Origin of the sequence: Chromobacterium subtsugae, from assembly GCF_001676875.1 — a bacterium.
Lineage (GTDB): Bacteria > Pseudomonadota > Gammaproteobacteria > Burkholderiales > Chromobacteriaceae > Chromobacterium > Chromobacterium subtsugae.
The window spans coordinates 329,653-351,967 of sequence record NZ_JYKA01000003.1 but is presented as its reverse complement, the minus strand read 5'-3'; the positions used below and the strand labels follow the sequence as shown (position 1 = coordinate 351,967).

Annotated in this window: 26 protein-coding genes; 16 read left to right on the top strand and 10 right to left on the bottom strand. The window is 66.6% G+C overall.

Going from position 1 to position 22,315, the window contains the following annotated elements; genetic code table 11:
- The first annotated feature begins 10 nt into the window (after positions 1-10).
- From phnG to MY55_RS05590, 7 genes are read left to right on the top strand one after another with little or no spacing between them, the layout of a single operon-like run.
- On the top strand, positions 11-445 hold the full coding sequence (gene phnG, locus MY55_RS05620; protein WP_043577614.1) for a phosphonate C-P lyase system protein PhnG: 435 nt from the start codon (positions 11-13) through the stop codon (positions 443-445).
- The gene (gene phnH / locus MY55_RS05615) at positions 442-1,020 is read left to right on the top strand and encodes a phosphonate C-P lyase system protein PhnH (protein WP_047237797.1); all 579 of its coding nucleotides are present in this window, start codon (positions 442-444) and stop codon (positions 1,018-1,020) included. Before phnG ends, phnH begins: the two co-directional genes overlap by 4 nt.
- Before the next feature lie 4 nt (positions 1,021-1,024).
- A complete protein-coding gene (locus MY55_RS05610; RefSeq protein ID WP_065202077.1) occupies positions 1,025-2,110 on the top strand; it encodes a carbon-phosphorus lyase complex subunit in 1,086 nt (361 codons plus the stop codon).
- Positions 2,103-2,945 carry an alpha-D-ribose 1-methylphosphonate 5-phosphate C-P-lyase PhnJ gene (locus MY55_RS05605; RefSeq protein WP_047238833.1) on the top strand — a complete coding sequence of 281 codons (843 nt, stop codon included), beginning with the start codon at positions 2,103-2,105 and terminating at the stop codon, positions 2,943-2,945. Before MY55_RS05610 ends, MY55_RS05605 begins: the two co-directional genes overlap by 8 nt.
- On the top strand, positions 2,942-3,715 hold the full coding sequence (gene phnK, locus MY55_RS05600) for a phosphonate C-P lyase system protein PhnK (RefSeq protein ID WP_043577621.1): 774 nt from the start codon (positions 2,942-2,944) through the stop codon (positions 3,713-3,715). The genes MY55_RS05605 and phnK overlap by 4 nt, the downstream gene beginning before the upstream one ends.
- A 4-nt stretch (positions 3,716-3,719) precedes the next feature.
- The gene (phnL, locus tag MY55_RS05595) at positions 3,720-4,427 is read left to right on the top strand and encodes a phosphonate C-P lyase system protein PhnL (protein WP_065202076.1); all 708 of its coding nucleotides are present in this window, start codon (positions 3,720-3,722) and stop codon (positions 4,425-4,427) included.
- Positions 4,424-5,560: an alpha-D-ribose 1-methylphosphonate 5-triphosphate diphosphatase gene (locus MY55_RS05590; RefSeq protein ID WP_065202075.1), complete on the top strand. Its 1,137-nt coding sequence runs from the start codon at positions 4,424-4,426 to the stop codon at positions 5,558-5,560. The genes phnL and MY55_RS05590 overlap by 4 nt, the downstream gene beginning before the upstream one ends.
- A 134-nt stretch (positions 5,561-5,694) precedes the next feature.
- Here the strand turns inward: MY55_RS05590 and MY55_RS05585 are convergent, their stop codons facing one another.
- Complete coding sequence (locus tag MY55_RS05585; RefSeq protein ID WP_155419290.1) at positions 5,695-6,495, bottom strand: hypothetical protein; 801 nt, start codon at positions 6,493-6,495, stop codon at positions 5,695-5,697.
- Between the two features lie 234 nt (positions 6,496-6,729).
- Positions 6,730-7,401, bottom strand: coding sequence for a DAPG hydrolase family protein (locus MY55_RS05580; RefSeq protein WP_065202074.1), 672 nt, complete (start codon positions 7,399-7,401; stop codon positions 6,730-6,732).
- Between the two features lie 95 nt (positions 7,402-7,496).
- Here MY55_RS05580 and MY55_RS05575 point away from each other — a divergent pair, with 95 nt between their 5' ends.
- Positions 7,497-8,159 carry a TetR/AcrR family transcriptional regulator gene (locus MY55_RS05575; protein WP_047236815.1) on the top strand — a complete coding sequence of 221 codons (663 nt, stop codon included), beginning with the start codon at positions 7,497-7,499 and terminating at the stop codon, positions 8,157-8,159.
- On the opposite strand, the gene MY55_RS24420 is transcribed toward MY55_RS05575, so the two are convergent.
- The 4 genes from MY55_RS24420 to MY55_RS05565 form a co-directional block, all read right to left on the bottom strand.
- Positions 8,156-8,287, bottom strand: coding sequence for a hypothetical protein (locus MY55_RS24420; protein WP_255361891.1), 132 nt, complete (start codon positions 8,285-8,287; stop codon positions 8,156-8,158). The genes MY55_RS05575 and MY55_RS24420 overlap by 4 nt on opposite strands.
- A gap of 21 nt (positions 8,288-8,308) precedes the next feature.
- A complete protein-coding gene (locus MY55_RS22550) occupies positions 8,309-9,283 on the bottom strand; it encodes a GNAT family N-acetyltransferase (protein WP_080770276.1) in 975 nt (324 codons plus the stop codon).
- 1 nt (position 9,284) lies between these two features.
- Positions 9,285-9,467: a hypothetical protein gene (locus tag MY55_RS23315; RefSeq protein WP_146008472.1), complete on the bottom strand. Its 183-nt coding sequence runs from the start codon at positions 9,465-9,467 to the stop codon at positions 9,285-9,287.
- A gap of 77 nt (positions 9,468-9,544) precedes the next feature.
- Positions 9,545-10,420 carry an EAL domain-containing protein gene (locus tag MY55_RS05565; RefSeq protein ID WP_157889266.1) on the bottom strand — a complete coding sequence of 292 codons (876 nt, stop codon included), beginning with the start codon at positions 10,418-10,420 and terminating at the stop codon, positions 9,545-9,547.
- Between the two features lie 206 nt (positions 10,421-10,626).
- Between MY55_RS05565 and MY55_RS05560 the strand changes: the two genes are divergently transcribed.
- The 5 genes from MY55_RS05560 (at position 10,627) to MY55_RS05540 (ending at position 15,539) form a co-directional block, all read left to right on the top strand.
- Entirely contained in the window at positions 10,627-11,628 is a 1,002-nt protein-coding gene (locus MY55_RS05560) for a sulfate ABC transporter substrate-binding protein (RefSeq protein WP_047236813.1), read from the top strand.
- Between the two features lie 162 nt (positions 11,629-11,790).
- A complete protein-coding gene (gene cysT, locus MY55_RS05555; protein WP_047243576.1) occupies positions 11,791-12,657 on the top strand; it encodes a sulfate ABC transporter permease subunit CysT in 867 nt (288 codons plus the stop codon).
- On the top strand, positions 12,654-13,532 hold the full coding sequence (gene cysW, locus MY55_RS05550; RefSeq protein WP_043577638.1) for a sulfate ABC transporter permease subunit CysW: 879 nt from the start codon (positions 12,654-12,656) through the stop codon (positions 13,530-13,532). The genes cysT and cysW overlap by 4 nt, the downstream gene beginning before the upstream one ends.
- 1 nt (position 13,533) lies before the next feature.
- Entirely contained in the window at positions 13,534-14,613 is a 1,080-nt protein-coding gene (locus MY55_RS05545) for a sulfate/molybdate ABC transporter ATP-binding protein (protein WP_043577641.1), read from the top strand.
- Positions 14,610-15,539 (top strand): CysB family HTH-type transcriptional regulator, encoded by a 930-nt coding sequence (locus MY55_RS05540; protein ID WP_047236811.1) that lies wholly within the window; start codon positions 14,610-14,612, stop codon positions 15,537-15,539. The genes MY55_RS05545 and MY55_RS05540 overlap by 4 nt, the downstream gene beginning before the upstream one ends.
- A gap of 13 nt (positions 15,540-15,552) precedes the next feature.
- On the opposite strand, the gene MY55_RS05535 is transcribed toward MY55_RS05540, so the two are convergent.
- Entirely contained in the window at positions 15,553-16,293 is a 741-nt protein-coding gene (locus MY55_RS05535; RefSeq protein WP_157889265.1) for an FAD-dependent monooxygenase, read from the bottom strand.
- On the opposite strand from MY55_RS05535, the gene MY55_RS24050 reads away from it, so the two are divergent.
- Together MY55_RS24050 and MY55_RS24045 are read left to right on the top strand one after the other, a co-directional pair.
- The gene (locus MY55_RS24050) at positions 16,270-16,569 is read left to right on the top strand and encodes a helix-turn-helix transcriptional regulator (protein WP_208856023.1); all 300 of its coding nucleotides are present in this window, start codon (positions 16,270-16,272) and stop codon (positions 16,567-16,569) included. The genes MY55_RS05535 and MY55_RS24050 overlap by 24 nt on opposite strands.
- Before the next feature lie 3 nt (positions 16,570-16,572).
- Complete coding sequence (locus MY55_RS24045) at positions 16,573-16,707, top strand: helix-turn-helix domain-containing protein (RefSeq protein WP_080509542.1); 135 nt, start codon at positions 16,573-16,575, stop codon at positions 16,705-16,707.
- 65 nt (positions 16,708-16,772) lie between these two features.
- On the opposite strand, the gene MY55_RS05525 is transcribed toward MY55_RS24045, so the two are convergent.
- From MY55_RS05525 to MY55_RS05515, 3 genes are all read right to left on the bottom strand, one after another.
- Entirely contained in the window at positions 16,773-18,065 is a 1,293-nt protein-coding gene (locus MY55_RS05525) for an L-cysteine desulfidase family protein (RefSeq protein WP_043577646.1), read from the bottom strand.
- Positions 18,066-18,188: 123 nt separating this feature from the next.
- Positions 18,189-19,397, bottom strand: a complete 1,209-nt coding sequence (locus MY55_RS05520) for an MFS transporter (RefSeq protein WP_230623407.1) — start codon at positions 19,395-19,397, stop codon at positions 18,189-18,191.
- 46 nt (positions 19,398-19,443) lie between these two features.
- The gene (locus MY55_RS05515; RefSeq protein WP_043577649.1) at positions 19,444-20,046 is read right to left on the bottom strand and encodes a phosphatase PAP2 family protein; all 603 of its coding nucleotides are present in this window, start codon (positions 20,044-20,046) and stop codon (positions 19,444-19,446) included.
- 260 nt (positions 20,047-20,306) lie between these two features.
- Between MY55_RS05515 and MY55_RS05510 the strand changes: the two genes are divergently transcribed.
- Positions 20,307-22,313: a hypothetical protein gene (locus MY55_RS05510; protein WP_047236810.1), complete on the top strand. Its 2,007-nt coding sequence runs from the start codon at positions 20,307-20,309 to the stop codon at positions 22,311-22,313.
- Positions 22,314-22,315 lie beyond the last annotated feature (2 nt).

Sequence of the window (22,315 nt, the reverse complement as noted above, 5' to 3'; positions counted from 1 at the left end):
GAGGCACACGATGGACACCTCCACCCGACAGCGCTGGCTGGGCGCGCTGGCCAACAGCCCGATGGAACGGCTGCAGGCCCTGCTGCCGCCGGCCCTGCCCGCCGCGCCGCGCTGGCTGCGCCGCGCCGAAACCGGCCTGATGATGCTGCAAGGCCGCAGCGGCGGCAGCGGCGCCCGCTTCAACCTCGGCGAGATCAGCGTCAGCCGCGCCAGCTGCGAGATAGACGGCCATATCGGCCACGGCTGGGTGCGCGGCGGCGACGGCCGCCATGCCGAGCTGATCGCCCAGGCCGACGCGCTGCTGCAGAATCCGGCCCGCCACGCGGAACTGATGGCAGCCTGGATCGCCCCGCTGGAGGCCGAGCTGGCCGAACGCCGCGCCGCCCGTTCGCGCGAGGCCGCCGCCAGCAAGGTGGAGTTTTTCACCATGGTGCGGGGGGAATGAAAATGTTGACCGCTTTTGCCCAGCCGGTGGATGACGCCCAGCAAACTTTCCGCATATTGCTTAGCGCGATGGCGGAGCCGCTGCTACCGCGCGCGCTGCCGGTGTTGCCGCCGGCCCTGCCCGGTCTCCAGGCCGGCATCGCCGCTTTGCTTTATACGCTGGCAGACCAGGACGTGAGCGTCTGGCTGCCGGCGCTGCCGGACGAAACCGTCTCCAGCCTGCGCTTTCACACCGGCATGCGCATGACCGATCTGCCGGAACAGGCGGACTTCATCGTCATCGCCGCCGGCATGCCGCTGCCGGATCTGATGAGCCTGAAGGCCGGCAGCGCCGAATACCCGGACCGCTCCGCCACGCTGCTGATCGAGGTGGCCAGCTTCGCTGAGGATCAGGTGGAAGGCAGCGGCCCCGGCTTCGCCATGCCGCGCCGTTTCGGCGCCGCCGGTTTGCCATCCGGCTTCTGGGCCGAATGGCAACGCAACCATGCCCGCTTCCCGCTGGGCGTGGACGCCATGCTGATTTCCGACACCCACATCGCCGGCCTGCCGCGCAGCGCCCGCATCCGCGAGGGTTGACACGATGTACGTAGCCGTAAAAGGCGGGGAAACCGCCATCGCCCGCTCTTGGGACTTGCTGGCCGCCGCGCGCCGCGGCGACGAGGCCGCGCCGGAGCTGAGCATCGCCCAAATCCGCCAACAGCTGCGCCTGGCCGTGGCCCGCGTGATGCAGGAAGGCTCGTTGTACGATGAGGAATTGGCCGCGTTGGCGTTGAAGCAGGCCAGCGGCGACAGCATCGAGGCGGTGTTCCTGCTGCGCGCCTTCCGCACCACGCTGCCGCGCTTCGGCCAGACGCTGCCGCTCAACACCGCCGCGATGCGGGTGCGCCGCCGCGTGTCCGGCACCTTCAAGGACGTGCCGGGCGGGCAGATCCTCGGCCCCACCGCCGACTACACCCAGCGCCTGCTGGACTTCGGCCTGATGGAAACCTCGCAAAAAGTCGAACTGGAACAGGCCGCCACGCCGCTGCCGGACGCGCTGCCCAGCGTGCTGCAGCTGCTGGACAGCGAGGGCCTGATCGAAACCGACCTGCCGGCCGACGGCGACCCGGAGCCGGTGGACCTGACCCGCGAGCCGCTGATGTTCCCCGCCGGCCGTCCGGCGCGGCTGCAGAACCTGGCCCGCGGCGACGAAGGCTGGCTATTGGGCCTCGCCTACTCCACCCAACGCGGCTACGCCGAGAGCCACCCCTTCGCCGGCGAAATCCGCATGGGCGAAGTCAGCGTGATGGTTTGCCCGGAGGAGCTGGGCTTCGAGATCGACATCGGCGAAATCACGCTGACCGAATGCCAGATGATCAACCAGTTCGCCGGCAGCAAGAGCGCGCCGCCGCAATTCACTCGCGGCTACGGCTTGAGCTTCGGCGAGGCCGAACGCAAGGCGATGGCGATGGCGCTGGTAGACCGCAGCCTGCGCGCGGAAGAGTTGGGCGAAACCGCCCACGCGCCAGCCCAGCAGCCGGAGTTCGTGCTGTATCACAGCGACAATGTCGAAGCCTCCGGCTTCGTCCAGCACCTGAAGCTGCCGCATTACGTGGACTTCCAGGCCGAGCTGGCGCTGATCCGCCAGCTGCGCGCCGCCGCCGATCAGGAGAAGGCCGATGACTGACGCCCGCAACGACCGCTACAACTTCGGCTTCCTCGACGAGAACACCAAGCGTATGCTGCGCCGCGGCCTGCTCAAGGCGGTGGCGATACCCGGCTACCAGGTGCCGTTCGGCAGCCGCGAAATGCCGCTGCCCTACGGCTGGGGCACCGGCGGCATCCAGGTGACGGCCAGCGTGATCGGCCGCGACGACGTGCTCAAGGTGATAGACCAGGGCGCCGACGACACCACCAACGCGGTCAACATCCGCCGCTTCTTCGGCCGCGTGGCCGGCGTGGCCACCACTACGGCCACTCGCGACGCGACGCTGATCCAGACCCGCCACCGCATCCCGGAAACGCCGCTTAAGCCCGGCCAGATCATGATCTTCCAGGTACCGGAGCCGGAGCCGCTGCGCACGCTGGAGGCCAGCGAGGTGGAAACCCGCAAGCTGCACGCGCACCAGGAATACGGCCTGATGCACGTCAAGCTGTACGAGGACATCGCCCGCTTCGGCCACATCGCCACCAGCTACGACTACCCGGTGATGGTGAATGGCCGCTACCTGGCCTCGCCGTCGCCGATCCCGAAGTTCGACAACCCCAAGCTGGACAGGAGCCCGGCGCTGCTGCTATTCGGCGCCGGCCGCGAAAAGCGCCTGTACGCGATTCCGCCCTACACCAAGGTGGAAAGCCTGGCCTTCGACGACCATCCGTTTACGGCCCAAAGCTGGCAGCAAGGCTGCGCGCTGTGCGGTTCGCATGACAGCTACTTGGACGAAATCGTCACCGACGATGCCGGCAGCCGGCTATTCGTCTGCTCCGATACCGACTACTGCCAGCGGGAGACACAAGCATGATGGCGCCCATTCTTACCGTGAGCGGGCTGAGCAAGGACTACGGCAACGGCCAGGGCTGCTTCGATGTCAATTTCGAGCTGTATCCGGGCGAGGTGCTGTGCATCGTCGGCGAATCCGGCTCCGGCAAATCGACGCTGCTGTCCACGTTGGCCGGCCGCCTGGCCGCCGACGCCGGCAGCGTGCGCTTCGCCGACCGCGACGGCGCCCAACACGAACTGGTCTGCCTGCCCGAGGCCGAGCGCCGCCGCCTGGCGCGCAGCGAATGGGGCTTCGTCACCCAGCACGCCCGCGACGGCCTGCGCATGGGCGTCTCCGCCGGCGCCAATGTCAGCGAGCGGCTGATGGCGCTGGGCCAGCGCCACTACGGCCGGCTGCGGCAAACCGCCGGCGACTGGCTGGAAAAAGTGGAGATAGACCGCGCGCGGCTGGATGACAAGCCGTCGGCCTTCTCCGGCGGCATGCAGCAGCGGCTGCAGATCGCCCGCAATCTGGTGACCCAGCCGCGGCTGGTGTTCATGGACGAGCCCACCGGCGGCCTGGACGTGTCGGTGCAGGCGCGCTTCCTCGACCTGACCCGCCGCCTGGTGCGCGATGCCGGCATCGCCGTGATCATGGTGACGCACGATCTGGGCGTGGCGCGCCTCTTGGCCCAGCGCACGCTGGTGATGCAAAAGGGGCGCGTGGTGGAAGCCGGCCTGACCGACCAGATACTCGACGACCCGCAGCACCCGTACAGCCAGTTGCTGGTGTCTTCCATCCTGCAGGCCTGAAATCATGAATCTATTGATAGACGCGCAAAACCTGAGCAAGACCTTCACGCTGCACCAGCAAGGCGGGCTGCGGCTGCCGGTGCTGACCGACGTTTCGCTGCAAGCGGCCGCCGGCGAATGCGTGGCGCTTGCCGGCCCGTCCGGCGCCGGCAAAAGCACGCTCTTGAAGGCGCTGTACGCCAACTATCTGGTCGATGGCGGCCGCATCGGCGTGTTCCACCAGGGCGCATGGGTCGACATGGCCCGCGCGCTGCCACATGAGATCGCCGCCGTGCGCCACCACACCTTGGGCTATGTCAGCCAGTTTTTGCGGGTGATCCCGCGGGTATCGGCGCTGGACATCGTCGCCGAGCCGCTGCGCGAATGGGGCGCCGCCGACGCCGAGGCGCGGCTGGCGGCCGGCGAATGGCTGGCGCGGCTGAACATCGCAGAGCGCTTGTGGAGCCTGCCGCCAGCCACCTTCTCCGGCGGCGAGCAGCAGCGCGTCAACATCGCGCGCGGCATGATCGCGCCGCGGCCGATACTGCTGCTGGACGAGCCGACGGCATCCCTCGACGCCGCCAACCGCGACGTGGTCGTACAATTGATGCGCGAGGCGCTGGCCCGCGGCGCGGCCTTGGTCGGCATCTTCCACGACGCCCCCACCCGCGACGCCATCGCCAGCCGCGTGTTCCAGGTACCGCTGGCGCAACAAACGGAAACCGCAGCATGAAACAAGTACTGAACCACGCCCGCATCGTGCTGGCCGACCGCGTGATCGAAAACGGAGCGCTGGAGATCGAGAACGGTTTGATCGCCGCCATCCACGAACAACCGCTGCCCGAAGGCGAAGACCTGGCCGGCGCGCTGCTGCTGCCTGGCTTGGTGGAGATCCACACCGACAATCTGGAAAAACACCTGATGCCGCGCAACGGCGTGCTGTGGCCTACCCTGCCAGCCGTCATCACCCACGACGCCCAATGCGTGGCCGCCGGCATCACCACGGTGCTGGACGCGCTGTCGGTGGGCGATCTGGAAGGCGACAGCGTGCGGCTGGACACGCTGCACAGCGCCTTCGCCGCCATCAACCAGGGCATGGACGAAGGCGCGCTGCGGGCCGAGCACTTCTTCCACTTGCGCTGCGAGCTGGCCTATCCGGGCCTGCTGGCCGAACTGGAACCGCTGATCGCCCATCCGGCGGTGAAGCTGGTGTCGGTGATGGACCACACGCCGGGCCAGCGCCAGTACCGCGACCTGGAACAATACAAGAAGTACTACGGCAAGAAAAAAGTAGGCTGGAACGAGGACACCTTCCTCGCCGCCGTGGAAGAGCGCAAGGCCAAGCAGGCCGAGTTCGCCAGCCGCCACAAGCAGGCGGTGGTGGAAATGGCAAAGGCGCGCGGCATCGCGCTGGCCAGCCATGACGACACCGACGCCGCCCACATAGACGAAGCGCTGCGCGACGGCGTGGCGATCTCGGAATTTCCCACCACATTGGAAGCGGCCCAAGCCGCCCGCGCGCATGGACTGCAAACGGTGATGGGCGCGCCCAATGTGGTGCGCGGCGGCTCCCACTCCGGCAATGTGGCGGCGTTGGAGCTGGCGCGGGCCGGCCTGCTGGATATCCTGTCGTCCGACTACGTGCCGACCAGCCTGCTGCACGGCGCCTGGCTGCTGCACTCGCAAGCAGGCTGGGGCCTGCCGCGCGCCGTCGCCACCGTCAGCCTCAACCCGGCGCGCTCGGTAGGTTTGAACGATCGCGGCGACATCGCCGTCGGCCAGCGCGCCGACCTGGTGGCGATGACCGTGCGCGGCGACGTGCCGCTGGTGCGAAAGGTGTGGAACGGCGGCCTAAGAGTATTCTGATCCCTCACATGGCTGAGGCATGCGCAAATCCGGCATGGCGGCCATGCCTAGCCCGCCTCGGCGCCCCGCCATCATCGTGAGCCAATGCTAGAACCCAGGGATGGAAGCCGGCCGCGGGCCGGCTTCTTCACGCTTTACTTCACCACCGCGGCAAAGATTCTGTCGGCGATCGCCTGCGCATCTTTTCCCAGCGCCTGATGGGTTTCCACGTAGGCCTCCTTCAAACCCGAAAACGTCATATAAGTCTGGCCATCGTCGTGAATCGTTTGCTTCCCACGATGCACCACTTCGCCGTTTATCTTCTGCAACACATACTCGGTCACCACTATCGACTTGTATGAGGCGGTGGCGGACTCCGCTCCATAGCCCAAAGTCGTCCGCAACACCAACACGGCGTTCTCATCGCTATCCGGCAGATTCGGCGTTTGGTCGAGCAACAATCTTTCGGCCTGCGGCCGCTTGATCTCCACCAGCCTCACGGTGCGCCCGGAGGCTGTGAGCATGTCCGCCAGTTTTTTCGCCTGCGCCAAATCGATATCGTTATCGCCATCCAAACTGTTCATCAGTTTGGAAAACTCCTCGCTGCGCGCGACGGTTCTGTCCTTCGCCGTCGCCCTGCTGGCTGCCTCGGCTCCCAAAGACGCCAGCAAGCCTACTACGCCGAACAAACCTCCCACTTGCAATCCACTCGAACCGCCCAGGTCCATTACGCCGTAATCCGCTTTATGGTAGTAGATGTCGATATTCTTGATTGCAGCCGCGCTGCTGGCTTGCGCAAGGTATTTATTTTTGCGCGGTTTCTTCGCGCTTGAGCAGCCGCTCATCGAGGACGCCGCGATAACCAGCGCCATCACGCCGCACACTAATTTTTTCGATTCCATTTCACGCCTATCCAAATAAAAATGGCCATCGGCATTCCTGCATGCGACGGCCATTCGGTTTCTTCTCTTTATTCAAAAACCGGCTATAAAATCGCCTGGGGATATTCTATGTTCTGCCGCCAGAGCAAACCATCCAAAAAAAAACCACTTGCCGGCATCTGAGCAACACCCGTCACCCTAAACACGGTTACGCCGTGGCATGCCGGATGGCCACAAGAATAGAAAAAACCAGCCACGCCCATATCGCACTTGGATTAGCGAGCCGCAGCGGCAAGGCAGAACGCCTCTTCACCACGCCAGCGGCCCCTTCTCGCCGTTGGCGTGCTCGCCGTAGTACAGCGAAGGCAGGAAACGCGCCAGGCTGCTGAACTCGTTGTAGCAATGCTGCATCAGCCCCAGGCCCAACTCGTCCGGCACCGGCGCTTCTCCGCCCAGCACGAAGCGGCTGCGCAGCACCGCGCCCTGCGGCTTGTCGCGCGCCAGGTGGATCATCTCGCCGTCCAGCGGGTCGCCATCGGCCGCCAAACGGGGCTCGTCGCCGAAGGCGATGCGGGCGCACACCACTCCGGACACCCTCTGCTCGCGCCTGGCCTGCGCCAGCGCGTCGGGCGAGAAAAAATCTTCCGACTCGTGAAACTTCAGCGTCGCCGTGACCGGCGGAAAGTCGCCCAGCGACTCTTCCGCGCGCACGCAGGCGCCGATGTAGGACTCGCCTCGTTTCCAGCGCCCGTCCCAGCCATGCATCCGGAGATGGTCGTGCGGATGCCACCAGCGAATATGCTGGGTGGTCTCGAAAAACTTGAACCACCACTCCAGCATCCTGCCGGCGCAGCCCGGCAGCTCGGTTCTCACCGCCACCAGCAGCCGGCCGTCGTCCAGCCGGCGGATGCCGGTTTCCAAAGGCAGCGGCCGCGATGACAGTAGTTCGTCATGACTGGATATCCGATTCTGGGCGTTCACAGTACACTCCTCGCTGTTTGACCGTTCTGGCCGCGCGAATGCGCGATCAATTAAGAAACGGTTAACGTTTCCATATTCAAACAACATGAGAACCCATGTCAAGTCCGCTTGATTCCCCCCCCCGCGCCCCCGCCCGTCCGCGCGGCCGCCCCGCCTTGTCCGCAGAGACGCTGCGCCATCAGGTATTGCAGGCCGCGACCGCGCTGCTGCTGAACGATGGCTATCCGGCATTGAGCATAGAGGCGGTGGCCAAACGCGCCGGGGTGGCCAAAAAGACGGTGTACCGTTTCGCCGACAATCGGGAACAACTGCTGGCGGCCATCGTCGACGACTGGACTGCCGGACTGGCCCGCGCGGTGGAAACGCCGGAGGACGAGGGAAAGGATTTGCCGCATGCGCTGGAAGCGCTGCTGCTGGCCATCGCCGAACGGGTGCTGTCGGCGGAGGCGGTAGGCATGTTCAAACTGCTGAGCAACGACTTCCCCGGCCGCGAGCAGGCGCTGGAATCGTACGCTCAACACGGCATCCGCCGCAGCGCGGCGCTGCTGGCCGACTGGCTGGCCGAACGCCAGCGCCGCGGCCAGCTGCGCGTGGATCATCCGGCGAGCTGCGCCGAGCTGCTGCTGGCGATGGCCATTGCCGAGCCGCTGCGGCAAAGAGTGCTGGGACTGGCCGCGCCCGGCGTCGACGCGGCGCTGCAAGGCTGGATCCGAGCGGCGGCGCGCCTGGGCTACCAGGGCATGCGGTCTGCCGACTAAGAGGTGGCGACCGCCGCAGCCTGGTTCAACTCGTCTGCGGTGGCCGGCTCGAACTGCGCCTCCATCGCGTCGAACATCGCCGGCGTCACTTCGATTGCGTCATCGAATCGGCCTTTCCCAAAGAACAATGCCGCCCGCAGGCGGCGGGGTCAGCGCTTGAACAGCGCCATGCCTTCCGAACGCGGCGCGGTCGGCTCAAACCCGAACTGCGCATACAAATGCTTGGCGTCGCCGTCGGCGATCAGGCTGATGTAGGCGCTGACCGGCAATTCGCGGTCGATGTGGCCGCGGATGGCCGCCATGATGCGCTTGCCCAGCCCCCGCCCCTGATGCGCCGGCAGCACCGCGATGTCCACCACTTGGTAGAAGCTGCCGCCGTCGCCTATCAGCCGGCCCATGCCAACCACCTCCTCGCCACACCGCACTTGCACCGCATACGCGGTGCCGGCCAGGCCGAGCCGGGCGGCTTCCTCGGTCTTGGGGCTGAGGCCGGACTCGGCGCGCAGGCGGCGATAGGTGTCGACATCCGGCGCGGCCTCGATCAAGGCGTAATCATCGCGGTTCGGAATGGAAGCCGGCGCGGCGGCGGACGATGAGAAAACCAGCGGACGCTGCATCAGCACTTCGTCCAGACAGCGGCCATCGAGCATGACCGCGCCGGGAATCAGGCCCACGCGGCGGAAGCCGAACGCCTGGTACAAGGCCTTGGCCGGCGCGTTTTCCGCATGCACCGCCAGCTCCAGCGACAGCAGCCCCGGCAGCGTCGCCGCCTCGTCCAGCAACGCCTGCAGCAACGCGCGCGCGACGCCCTGGCCGCGATGCGCCGGCAGGGTGAACACGCCCTGCACCGTGGCGCGGTGGCGGATCTTGGCGCGGCCGTCGCGCCGCAGGGCGGCGACGCCGGCCAGCTCGCCGCCGATGAAAGCGCCCACCGCCCGCTGCGTGTCGCCAGCCGTGATCTGGCCGGCGATCTCGCTATCGGACAAAGCGGCGATTTCAGCCGCGTCGGCATGGATGGCCGCCGGATCGTGAGTGGCCGCCGCGATGCGCACCGCGCGGTAGGCTTCGGCATCGGCGGCGTTCAACAAACGCACCGCCACGCGGCTGTCAGTCGCGCCCGCCATGCTAGTTCTGCTCGCCAGCGGCCACGCAGGCGAAGCTGCCAGCGCTGACCGACTTGACCTTGCCCGCGCCGCACGTCTTCAACGCCTGATCTGCCGTTTTTTGCAATTGCGCCGCGTCGCGGTAGCCGTCGGTGTTGCCGATCACGCAGCCGGACAAGCACGCCGCGGCAAAAAAACCTGCCAATGACTTCCCCACGATTGCCCCCTAGGTTCACGCCGCCCAGCCAGGGCGCCGTGAAATTGGTTTGGAATCGCGACAGTCTAAGCGTTAATGACATTCAAATCCATCAGCTGCGCGGCTTTCTGCCGCCGCAGCCGTTCCGACAGCAGCGGGCCGGACAGATGCTCGGCGCCCATCTGCTGCGCCAGGCCCAGCATGTTCTGACAGACGATGTCCTCCACCGCCAGCGCGTAGCCCTGCTCCACCAGCTGCGGCACTAGTTGCAGCAGGCGGTCGCGCACTTGCGGATACATGATGGCCCGGCTCATGAAGCGCGGCGCCAGCGACAGGAAATCCGGCTCCAGCCGCCACAACCGCAGCAGGTCCTCGCCGCATTCGCCGAAATCGCCCAGGCCCACCCGATGGCCCAGCTGGCGGTAGCGCCGCAGCAAGGACAAGCCCAACTCGCTGGTCTTGTCATTGAGAAACAGCAGCAGCGGCGCCTGGCGGGCGGGAAACTCCAGCACCTCCAGCAGGCGCGCGGTGAAATCGACGATGCGGTCGCTGTAGGCGTGGCAGATGCGCGGGTCCACGTCTATGCGCAGCGGCAGGTGGCGGCCGTTGCGGCCCAGATGGTTGACCAGGTGCAGGGTGCGGATCAGCTTGAGCAAGGCCACCGCCTTGCTTTCCGCGTAATTCATCGCAAACAGCCAATTGGCCGGCAAAGCCTGGCCAAACTGGCCGAAAATACGCAGCCTGGCGGCATATTGCAGCAATTGACAGCGATCGTCGCGCAGGCGCGCCTGAGGAAAGAAACTGCTGCTCAACCACCAGCCGTCGAAGCTGGCGAACACTTCCTGCTCGTTCCACTGCAGCCTGGCCTCCACCCCCTCCTGCTGCAAGAACTGCTGGCAGGCAGCGAGGACGGCGGGGGAAAAACCTGGGGGAAGCTGCTTGGCGGGCTTGAATCGTTTCATGGCCGGACCCGGATGAGTTGGACTGGCGCTAATATAGGCCCGGACTTGACGCTGGAATATATTGTTTCCTGATAAGGCTATCAGCTTTACAGAAATGCCCGCCTTTTCTGGAATTCTCATATCCATTGCAGATTTTCTTGGTTCCCGCCCGCCCGGCCCGGCCCCACAGTGTGGCGATCATTCAAAAAGTCCATACAGGAACCGCCATGCGCCTGCGCCCCTTGCACCAACTCGCCCTTGCCCTGCTGTTCGCCGGCAGCGCCTCCGCTTTTGCCGACGTCACCCTGCTCAACGTCTCCTACGATCCGACGCGCGAGCTGTACCAGGAATTCAACGCCTCGTTCGCCAAGTACTGGAAGGCCAAGACCGGCGAAACCGTCACCATCAAGCAGTCGCACGGCGGCTCCGGCAAGCAGGCGCGCTCGGTGATAGACGGGCTGGACGCGGACGTGGTGACGCTGGCGCTGGCCTACGACATCGACGAAATCTCCAGCCAGGCCAAGTCCATCGCCCCCAACTGGCAGCAGCGGCTGCCCAACAACGCGTCGCCGTATTCGTCCACCATCGTGTTCCTGGTGCGCAAGGGCAATCCCAAGCGCATCAAGGACTGGAACGACTTGGTGAAGCCCGGCGTGGAAGTGGTGACGCCGAACCCGAAAACCGGCGGCGGCGCGCGCTGGAACTACCTGGCGGCCTGGGGCTACGCGCTGAAGCAACCGGGCGGCAACGACGCCAAGGCCAAGGACTTCGTCAAGAAACTGTACGGCAACGTCAAGGTGCTGGACTCCGGCGCGCGCGGCTCGCTGATCACCTTCACCCAGCGCGGCATCGGCGACGTGCTGCTGTCGTGGGAAAACGAGGCCTATCTCGCCACCCGCGAGCTTGGCCCGGACAAATTCGACATCGTCACCCCATCCCTCTCCATCCTGGCCGAGCCGCCGGTCAGCGTGGTGGACAAGGTGGTGGACAAGCGCGGCACCCGCAAGGCGGCGGAAGCCTACCTGAAATACCTGTACAGCCCGGAAGGCCAGAACCTGGCCGCCAAACACTACTACCGCCCCCGCGACCCGCAGGTGGCGGCCAAGTACGCCGGCCAGTTCAGCAAGGTGAAGCTGTTCACCATAGACCAGACCTTCGGCGGCTGGCAGAAGGCGCAGAAGGTCCACTTCGCCGACGGCGGCGTGTTCGACCAGATCATCGCCCGCTGAAACCGCGCGCTCTTCCGCAACCGCCCGCCGCCCGCGCCGGGCGGTTTTGTTTGGCCGCCGCTCCTCTTTGCATAATATTGAATAAGCATTGAATAAATACTTATTTTCAGAATAAGACTGGCGAAGATATCGTTCATCCGGTTATATGAACCGGAATCCGCCATGCCAGCCAGTCCCGCCCTTCTTCCCGCCGCCCGGCCGCCGCGCGTTTTGCCCGGCTTCGGCCTGTCGCTGGGCTTCACGTTGAGCTACCTGTCGCTGCTGGTGCTGATTCCGCTTTCCGCCGTCATCCTGCGCGCCGGCAGCCAGCCCTGGGACAGCTTCTGGCAGGCGGCCACCGCCCCCCGGGTGCTGGCGTCCTACCGGCTGAGCTTCGGCATGGCCTTGCTGGCCGCCGCCGTCAACAGCGTGTTCGGCCTGCTGCTGGCCTGGTCGCTGGCGCGCTACCGCTTTCCCGGCAAGCGGCTGGTCGACGCGCTGGTGGACTTGCCGTTCGCGCTGCCCACCGCAGTGGCCGGCATCGCGCTGACCGCGCTGTACGCCGGCAACGGCTGGCTGGGGCAATACCTGGAGCCGCTGGGCGTCAAGGTGGCCTTCGGCCCGCTGGGCGTGCTGGTGGCGCTGGTCTTCATCGGCCTGCCCTTCGTGGTGCGCACCGTGCAGCCGGTGCTGGAAGACCTGGAGACCGAACTGGAAGAAGCCGCCGCCTGCCTGGGCGCGCGCCGCTGGCAAGTGTTCCGCCACGTGATCCTGCCGGCGCTGCAGCCGGCGCTGCTCACCGGCTTCGCGCTGGCCTTCGCCCGCGCGGTCGGCGAATACGGCTCGGTGATCTTCATCGCCGGCAACATCCCCATGGTGTCGGAAATCACGCCACTGATGATCATCAGCAAGCTGGAGCAGTTCGACTACGCCGGCGCCACCGCCATCGCCTCGGTGATGCTGGCGGCGTCCTTCCTGCTGCTGCTGGCGATCAACGGCCTGCAGTTCTGGAGCGCGCGCCGCCATGGCCGCGCGGGAGGCAGCCGATGAGCGCCGCCATCCCGCATCCGCGCGCGGCGTCCGACAAGGCCGCGCAGTTGGAGTCCCGCGCCGCCACCCGCGAATCGCGCGCCGTCAAATACGTGATCCTGACGCTGGCGCTGGGCTTCTTCGCCGTCTTCCTGCTGCTGCCGTTGTTCGTGGTGTTCGCCGAGGCGCTGTCCAAAGGCTGGAGCACCTACCTGACCGCGCTGGCCGAGCCCGACGCCCTGTCGGCGGTGCGCCTCACCCTGCTGGCGGCATTGATAGCGGTGCCGCTCAACCTGGTGTTCGGCGTGGCCGCGGCCTGGGCGGTCACCCGCTTCGACTTCCGCGGCAAACAATGGCTGATCACGCTGATCGACCTGCCGTTCTCGGTGTCGCCGGTGGTGGCCGGCCTGGTTTTCGTCCTGGTGTTCGGCAACCACGGCTGGCTGGGAAGCTGGCTGGCCGAATACGGGCTGAAGGTGATCTTCTCGGTGCCCGGCATCGTGCTGGCCACGCTGTTCGTCACCGTGCCCTTCGTCGCCCGCGAACTGATCCCGCTGCTGGAAGCGCAAGGCCGCGAGGAAGAGGAAGCCGCGGTGGTGCTGGGTGCGCGCGGCTGGCAGGTGCTGTGGCATGTCACCCTGCCGAATGTGCGCTGGGCGCTGCTATACGGCATCATTCTGAGCAATGCCCGCGCGATGGGCGAGTTCGGCGCGGTGTCGGTGGTGTCCGGCCACATCCGCGGCGAAACCAACACCCTGCCGCTGCACGTGGAAATTCTGTACAACGAATACAACTTCGCCGCCGCCTTCGCCGTGGCGTCCTTGCTGGCCATGCTGGCCCTGATCACGCTGGCGCTGAAAAGCTGGGTGGAATGGCGCAGCGTCAAGGAAAACTGAGATGAGCATACAGGTAAACCATATCCGCAAGGCCTTCGGCGCCTTCACCGCGCTGGACGATGTCAGCCTGCACTTCCCCGGCGGCGAGCTGGTGGCGCTGCTGGGCCCGTCCGGCTGCGGCAAAACCACGCTGCTGCGCATCATCGCCGGCCTGGAGCAGGCCGACGCCGGCCAGGTGTTGCTGGACGGCGCCGACGCCTCCGCCACCCATGTGCGCGAACGCCAGGTGGGCTTCGTGTTCCAGCACTACGCGCTGTTCCGCCACATGAGCGTGTTCGACAACGTCGCCTTCGGCCTGAGGATGAAGCCGCGGCGCGAGCGCCCGTCCGAAGCCGACATCGCCCGCAAGGTGCATGAGCTGCTGGAGCTGGTGCAGCTGGATTGGCTGGCCGACCGTTTCCCCGCCCAGCTGTCCGGCGGCCAGCGCCAGCGCATCGCCCTGGCCCGCGCGCTGGCGGTGGAGCCGCGCGTGCTGCTGCTGGACGAGCCGTTCGGCGCGCTGGACGCCAAGGTGCGCAAGGAGCTGCGCCGCTGGCTGCGCAAGCTGCACGATGAATTGCACATCACCTCCATCTTCGTCACCCACGATCAGGAAGAGGCGCTGGAAGTGGCTGACCGGGTGGTATTGATGAACCACGGCAAGGTGGAGCAGATCGGCGCGCCGGACGAGGTGTACCGCGCGCCGGCCAGCGCCTTCGTCTATGGCTTTCTCGGCAGCGCCAACCGCTTCGCCGGCCGCAGCCAAGCCGGCGGCATCGCGGTGGGCGCATCGCTGCTGGAGGCCGAGCACCAGCTGGCGCCCGGACAGGCGGTCCAGGCTTTCGTGCGCCCGCACGAATTGGCCATCCTGCCCGGCGCGGACGGCGCCGGCTTGCCGGCCGAGGTGCAACGCATCCTGACGCTGGGTGCGCTGTCGCGGATCGAGCTGGAGGGCCGCGGCGAGCTGACCGGCCAGCAGTTCGACGCCGAGCTGCCGGCCGACGACCCGCTGCTGGCGGAAATCGCCGTCGGGCAGCCGGTGCGGCTGCAGGCGCGCGGCGCCAGGGTTTTCGCCACCCCGACACAGGCAGGTGAAGCATGAACTTCCAGCAACTGCGCATCATCCGCGAAACCGTGCGCCAGGGCTTCAACCTGACCGAGGTAGCCAACGCGCTGTTCACTTCGCAGTCCGGCGTCAGCAAGCACATCAAGGACCTGGAGGACGAACTGGGCGTGGAGCTGTTCATCCGCAAGGGCAAGCGCTTCCTCGGCCTGACCGACCCCGGCAAGGAACTGCTGACCATCGTCGAGCGCATGCTGCTGGACGCCGGCAACATCAAGCGGCTGGCCGAGCAGTTCAGCCTGCGCGACGAAGGCCAGCTGACCATCGCCACCACCCACACCCAGGCGCGCTACGCGCTGCCGCAGGTGGTGACCGCCTTCAAGCGCGCCTTCCCGCGCGTGCACCTGGTGCTGCACCAGGCCAGCCCGGACGAGCTGGTGCGGCTGCTGCTGGCCGGCGAAGCGGACATCGGCATCGCCACCGAGGCGGTGACCGAGGTGCCGGAACTGGTGTCCTTCCCCTACTACAGCTGGAACCACTGCGTGATCGCGCCGCCCGAGCACCCGCTGCACCGGCAGGCGCTGACGCTGGAGACGCTGGCCGAATACCCTATCGTCACCTACCACCACGGTTTCACCGGCCGCGCCCGCATCGACAATGCCTTCGCCGAAGCCGGCCTCGCGCCCGACATCGTGATGGCGGCGCTGGACGCCGACGTGATCAAGACCTATGTCGAACTGGAGCTGGGCGTCGGCATCGTCGCCTCGATGGCGGTGGACCCGCAGCGCGACCACGGCGTCAAGGTGGTGGACGGCGAGCCGCTGTTCGGCCAGCAGACCAGCCGCATCGCCATCCGCCGCGGCCATTACCTGCGCAGCTACGCCTACCGCTTCATCGAACTGTGCGCGCCGGCGCTGGGCGAGAAGAGCGTGCGCCAGGCGCTGAGCCCGGCGGTGCAGGAATAAGCCAACCCGCGGCTCAGGCGCGCCGCAGCAGCCGTTCGGCGCCGGCCCGCGTCAGCGCCAGCGCTCGCTCGGCGCGCTGGCGCATGTCGGCTTCGTAGCGGACTACCGCCCGCCCGATATCGCCTTCGGCCAGGCATTGCGCCAGCATGGCGGCGTCGGCCAGCGCGGTGTTGGCGCCGACGCCGCCGGCCGGACTCATCGCGTGGATGGCGTCGCCCAGCACCGTCAGCCGGCCGGACGGCCAAGCCGGCACGCGCTCTGCCATCCGCACTTCCCGCCCGATGATGGCTGTCGCGTCGGTGCGCTCCAGCAAGGCGCGCAAGCTGGGATGCCAGCCGCGCGCCGCCGCTCTGACACGCTCCCGCAACGCCGCCGCGCCCTCGTCCGGCGGCAGACGGCCGCCTAGGCTGGCTTCCCGCCCGAACAGCGCCCAGTAGATATAATCGTCGACCGGACTCGGCCGGCACGCCGGCATTGGCGCGCGAAAGCGCATCGGCTCGACCACCAGCGTGCAGCCGTCGGCGAAAACGATGGTCGGCCCGCGCAGCAGATCGGCGTCGAAATCATCGGCGCAAGCCATCCGCGCTTTGCCGTACAGATTCAGCGCGCCGGTCGCCGGCGGTTCCGCCAGCGGCAGCCATTGCCGGCGCAAGGCCGAATGCAGGCCGTCCGCCGCCACCGCCAGCGCCGCCGGATATGTCTGGCCGTCCTGCCGTTGCTGCAGGCGCTGGTGCGGCTGGCCGCCTGCTGGCATCCTGCCGCTCCGCCATCGCCGGAGCAGCAGCGCATCATCGACGTCATCGTCGACGAAATCCGCCAGGCGCCGCGGCAGGAACTGCACCTGCCGATGCCGGCCGACCCGCGGCTGCGCCGCATCGCCGCCGCCATCCTGGCCGCCCCCGCCGCCGACCGTTCCACCGATGAATGGGCCAGCCTCGGCGCGCTGTCCGGCCGCAGCTTGCGCCGGCTGATCCAAGCCGACACCGGCATGAGCTTTTCGCGCTGGCGGCAACAAGCGCAACTGGTATAGGCGATGGAGCAGCTGGCGTCGGGCAAAACCGTCGCCCAGGTGTCGGACGCGCTGGGCTACGCCTCGCCCAGCAACTTCATCGCCATGTTCCGCCGCGCGCTGGGCGCGCCGCCGGCGCAATACCTGGCTTCCCGTTGAAACCCGCCGCGCGGCAAGAAAAAAGCCCGGCGCTGCCGGGCTTGTCGCATCGTGGTGAACCGCGCTCAGCGCTTGTCCATCATGATCTGCAGGATCTGGGTGTCAGTCTGCGCCATGCCCTGGGTAGCCAGCTTGCCCAGGTTGGCGATGGATACGTCGACATCATGGGCGACGATGCCCTCGTTGCCGGTGACGCGGGTGCCGTCCAGCGCCATCAGCACAGCCTTGAAGCCGGAACCGGCCGAGGTGGAGACCTTCATCGCGCAGCTGTTGGACGCGCCGTCGCAGATCATGCCGGCCAGGTCGCCGATCATGCTGGAAATCGCCATGCTGACCGCCGGATAACCGCCGTTCAGCAGCAGGGCCATGCCGGCCGCCGCGCCCATAGACGCGGTGGTGACCGCGCACAACGCCGACAGCTTGGGCAAGCGGGTGTGGATGTAAACGGCGATCAGGTGCGACAGCGCCAGCGCGCGGATCAGCGTTTCTTGGTCTGCCTTGACATGCTCGGCCACCACCACCACCGGCATCGTCGCGGCGATGCCCTGGTTGCCGGAGCCGGAATTGCTCATCGCCGGCAGCGTGGCGCCGCCCATCCGCGCGTCGGACGCGGCGGTGGTGCGGGTGAGGATGTTGGACAGCAGGCCTTCCGACAGCAGCCCGGCCTCGATCTGCCGCTGCAGCGTGGCGCCGATGTGCAGGCCGTACTTGCCGCTCATGCCTTCGTCGGCCAGCGCGCTGTTCAGCACCGCCGCGTCGTGGATGAAGGCGATGCTGTCCAGCGGCGCGCGTAGCGCGAACTCATAGACGTCGCGCGCGGTGGCGTCGCCCAGCTCGTAGCTTTCCACCGGCTTGGCGTCGGCGGCTTCGCGCTTCAGCTTCACCTCGCCGTTGCGCTCGATCCTGATCACATTGGTGTGGGCGTCGGCGATGGCGACGCGGGCGCACTCGTCGCCGTGCCAGACACAGGCTTCGGCGTACAGGATGTTGGGCACCGCCGCCACGCCCAGCTTCACTTTGCCGTCGGCCAGCATCTGCTTGCCGGCGGCCACCTGCTCGACGGTCAGGCTCTTCAACACTTCCAGCTTGCCGTCCGGGTCGCCGCCCAGCGCGCCGACCGCGGCGGCGATAGGCAGGCCGACGGTGCCGGTGCCGGGCACAGTCACGCCCATGCCGTTCTTCATCAGGTTGGCCGATACCCAGGCGTCGATGCGCTCCGGCGGCTTGCCCAGCTCGCGCGTCGCCAGCGCGGCGGCCAGCGCCAGCGAAATCGGCTCGGTACAGCCCAGGGCCGGCACCACTTCCTGTTTCAGGGCCTTGACGAACTCCGGCCACAACCTAACTTCACGTTCAGACATGCTCACTCCGCCGACACATAACAAATTGATATAAGCAAATAACTTTACATTTACTTTACCACCAACTCGCCAGCCTGTGTGCTTAAAAAACAGGCAATCTGCGCACAGTCAAGACACCATCTGTCAGAACTGTCGCAGCGGACGCAAAACCAGGCCAAGCAGCCACGCCGCCGCCGCGAATACCGCGCCGCCATGGAAAGTCGCCGCCGCACCCCATTCTTGCCACAAGGCGCCGGCCACCACGCTGGCCAGCAAGGTCGCCAGGCCGCAGACCAGATTGAACAGGCCGAATGCCGATCCGGCCAGGCCCGCCGGCGCGGTCTGCGCCACCAGCGCCGACAGCAAACCCTGGCTGCAGCCCAGATGCAGGCCCCACAACAGCGCGCCGGCCAGCAACAGCGCCGGACCCGAGGCCGCGCCCAAAGCCAGGTCCGCCGCGATCAGCAACAGCAGCGACAACTGCAGCAGCCGCGCGCGGCTGACGCGGTCCGACAGCCAGCCCAAGGGGTAAGCGCTGAGCGCGTAGCTGGCCGACATCGCCACCATCACCAGCGGCGCCCAAGCCAGCGGCAAGCCCAACTGGGCGCCGCGCAGCACCAGGAAGGCCTCGCTGAAGCGCGCCAGCGTGAACACCGCGCCCAGCGCGGTTATGCCCCAGAAACCTGCGGAAAATCGCGACAGCGCCGCCCGGTTGAGCATGGGCGCGCGCTCTCTTTTCTCGCCATGTTCCGCCGGCTCCCGCACCCACAGCCAAATGGCGGCCACCGCCAGCAAAGCCGGCGGCAACGACCACCACAGCGCGCTGCGGATGTCGTCGCGGTAAACAAACATCAGCGCGATCGCCAGCAGCGGGCCCAGCACCGCGCCGACGGTGTCCATGCTCTGGCGCAGGCCGAAGGCCGCGCCGCGGATGGCCGGCGGCGTGATGTCGGCGATCAGCGCGTCGCGCGGCGCGCCGCGCACGCCCTTGCCGACGCGGTCGACAAAGCGCGCGAACAGCACGGTGGAGGCGGAGTCGGCAAGAGGGAAAAGCGGCTTGGAGAAAGCCGCCAGGCCGTAGCCCAGCAAGACCAGCGGCTTGCGTTTGCCCAGCCAGTCGCTGAGCGCGCCGGAGAACACCTTGCAGATCAGCGCGGTGGCCTCGGCCACGCCCTCGATCAGGCCGATGGCCAGCACGGGCACGCCCAGGGTGCCGGCCAGAAACAGCGGCAGCAGGCTATGGGCCAGCTCGGACGACACGTCCATCAGCAGGCTGACGCAGCCCAGCACCCAGACGCCGCGCGGGATAGCCGCACGGCCGGCGACGGACAGCAGAGAGGAAGATTGCGGCACGAAAGCTCCCGGCGACATCATTGGCCGCCGGAAGCGACGGGCGCGCTTAGCGCCTGATCAGGCCGGCGGCGATCGGTTTGGCCAACAACTGGCGGTACAAGGATTCCAGCGTTTCGGTCAGGGCCGTCCCGCGGCGCGACCACAACGGCGACAGGCTAGCGTACCAGAAGATGGACACCAGCAGGGCGCCCAGCATGTCGAGCGGGAAGTGCACGCCGAGAAATACCCGCGCCCAGGCGACGGCGATGCCGGCCAGGCTCAGCAGCCAGCCCCAGCCGCGCGCCGGGCTGAAACACCAGCATAAGGCCATCACGGCGAAGATGGTGCCGTGATTGCTGGGAAAGGACGGCGTGGCGTCGTGCAGCAGGAAGGTATTGCCGATCGGCATCGCGAACGGGCGCGGATGCGGCCAGGCCAGGCCGATCAACCAGTTGCCCAGCAGGGCGACCAGCGTCAGCAGGCAGGATTTCAACACGGTATCGCGCAGCGCGGGCCGGCCCCACAGCCAGATGGCCGCCAGGAACACCGGCAGCAGCAGCATCACGTCCTTGGCGACGAGGGTGGCCGCCTTGATGGCCAGCGGGGAGGTTTCGGGGGTGGCGTTGATCAGCAGGAACAGGGATTGATTCAGGGATTCGAGAAAAGCCATTCGTATGCAAACCTGCCGGGCTTGCCCGCCCGGCACCGTGGTAGTCAAAGGGATGACATCTTAGGGCTAATCCGCCGATCTTGGTTCCCGCCGCAACAAAAATACCAATGACATCAAACAGTCCACCCACCGCTTACACTATGGGCTATCCCAATTCAACCTGCACCAAAGTACAGCCTAGCAAATTTGCATGTCATGATTTGCGGCTCCTATTCTGGCTAGAGGCCGTAGCCAACCGCAGTGCCCTCCCAGGAGCCGACATGAGCTATCTCGACGCGCCGCGCATCAATTTCACCGGTGTATTCCAGGCAGACCCCTCCACCGTCAACAACGACGTCCGCTACTACGACAACGAAGCCTTCCGCCCCGAATATCAGCGTCAGCACTACCCGGATGGCGGCCCGGAAGGCGCCGAAGGCTACTGGAATCCGGAAGGCACCGGCATTTTCCGTTTCATAGAATGCAAGATCACCGGCGCCCAGCTGGGCGACCGGCTGCTCACCTGTCCGGAGGAGGATCCGGTGATCGGTCTGCGCGTGGAGAACGCCGACCAGCAGCCGCCGGGCAAGATAGTCGACCTCGACCCGCAGATGCAGTACGTCTCGCAACTATGGGGCGTGCAAGTGCGGCTGGCCAGCCCGACCGAGCGCGCGCTCTTCTGCGGCGACCTGCTGCCGGTGCCCCTGATGAACCTCTGGCAACGCCAGCTCAACGCACAAAGCCGTTGGGAGCAGCCGATGGCCGCCAACTACCAGTCCATCCTGCACGACGTCGACTGGAGCGGCTGCGCCGACTCCGCCGTGCTGCTGGCCTTGAAGGAAGCCAGCGAACAAGGTTGCCTGTCGATCAACTTCAACCTGTACGGCTACACCCGCGACAACACCAGCCAACGCTTCACCATGGGCCTGGTCAGCGGCAGCATCGGCCCCTACCACCGCGACGAGCCCAAGCACTTCGTGCTGGGCCGCCACCTGACCACCCCCTTGCAACCCACCACGCCCAATGGCGCCCCCTTCCCGACCCAGCCGCTGGGAGGCGTGTACGGTTTTCAATGCGTCAACCGTCCCGAGCAGCAAACCCTCTATGCGGATTTCGGCCTGGCCCTGCCGATCACCGACGCCACCGGCCAGTTGCACAATATCGGCACCCTGACGCTGGCGCTGGCGCGACTGGATGACGACACCGACCACATCCCATCCCTCGTGAAATCGTCAGAGTTTGTCCCATTGGGCACCGTCGACTACCTGCAGGAAGGCTGGTACACCCGCACGGCGGGCATCCAGGGTTTCTGTTACGCGGCCGGCGAGAGCGACAACCAGGCGACACTGGAAAACAAGCAATACATCGCCGCCTATCTGGGACAAACGCCGCTGCTGCTGCTGGGCCCCCAACAAAGCAGCGGCAAATACCCGGTGCTGACTTACGAAGCCATCGACGGCCAGTACGCGCGGGCCGACGGCCACGTGTTCCGGCTGAATCCCGACACGCCGCAGCAGGTGGATTTCTATGCCAGCCAGTTCGGCAAGCCGCTGGCCACCAAGCTGCATGTCTGGCAATTGCCGCCCGGCAATCCCAACAGCAACCCGATGGGCGGCACCGGCATGTCGAACAATTCGCTGACCCCGCCGGTGGATACCCCGCATGTGGGCTTCCCCGAAGCCAATCTGCAGGTGCCCGAGCAACTGGAAACCGACTTCCACGGCAAGGGCTCGCTGACCATCTCCGCGTCGCCGCCACTGGGCGAAACGCCGCGCGGCTATATCGACGGCCAGCTGTATGCGCTCAGCTACGGCTTCCAGCCGCCGCCGGACAGCTACGCCGGGAAAATGGCCACCGTTCCGGGCGGGCCGTACTGCGAATACTGGAATTTCGTCAGCCTGTTAGCCTTCAACAAGACGGCCATTCCCAAGCACCCCACCTGGGAACGGGATATCCAACCCATCCTGCAGCAATACGGCAACCTGTATCCGATCATGAGCCGCCACCTGGTGGATCTGGGCAACTACGAATCGGTGCGCGCCCATCGCCACGCGCTGCTGCTGGCTTTCTCGCTGCCGCCGACCGACCCCAACTACATGCCGGTGTCGCGCGACCTGTCCGACGCCAACAGAGAGATGCTGCTCTCCTGGCTCAGCGCCATGGCGCCGAAGCAGGCGGAAACCACGCCGCCGGAACCCGAAATCGTCGAGATAGAGTTGCGGGAAAGCGCGATCCGCCAGCCGCGGCCCACCGCCTCCACATCCTTCCGCCAGAAAACGGCCAAGTAGAG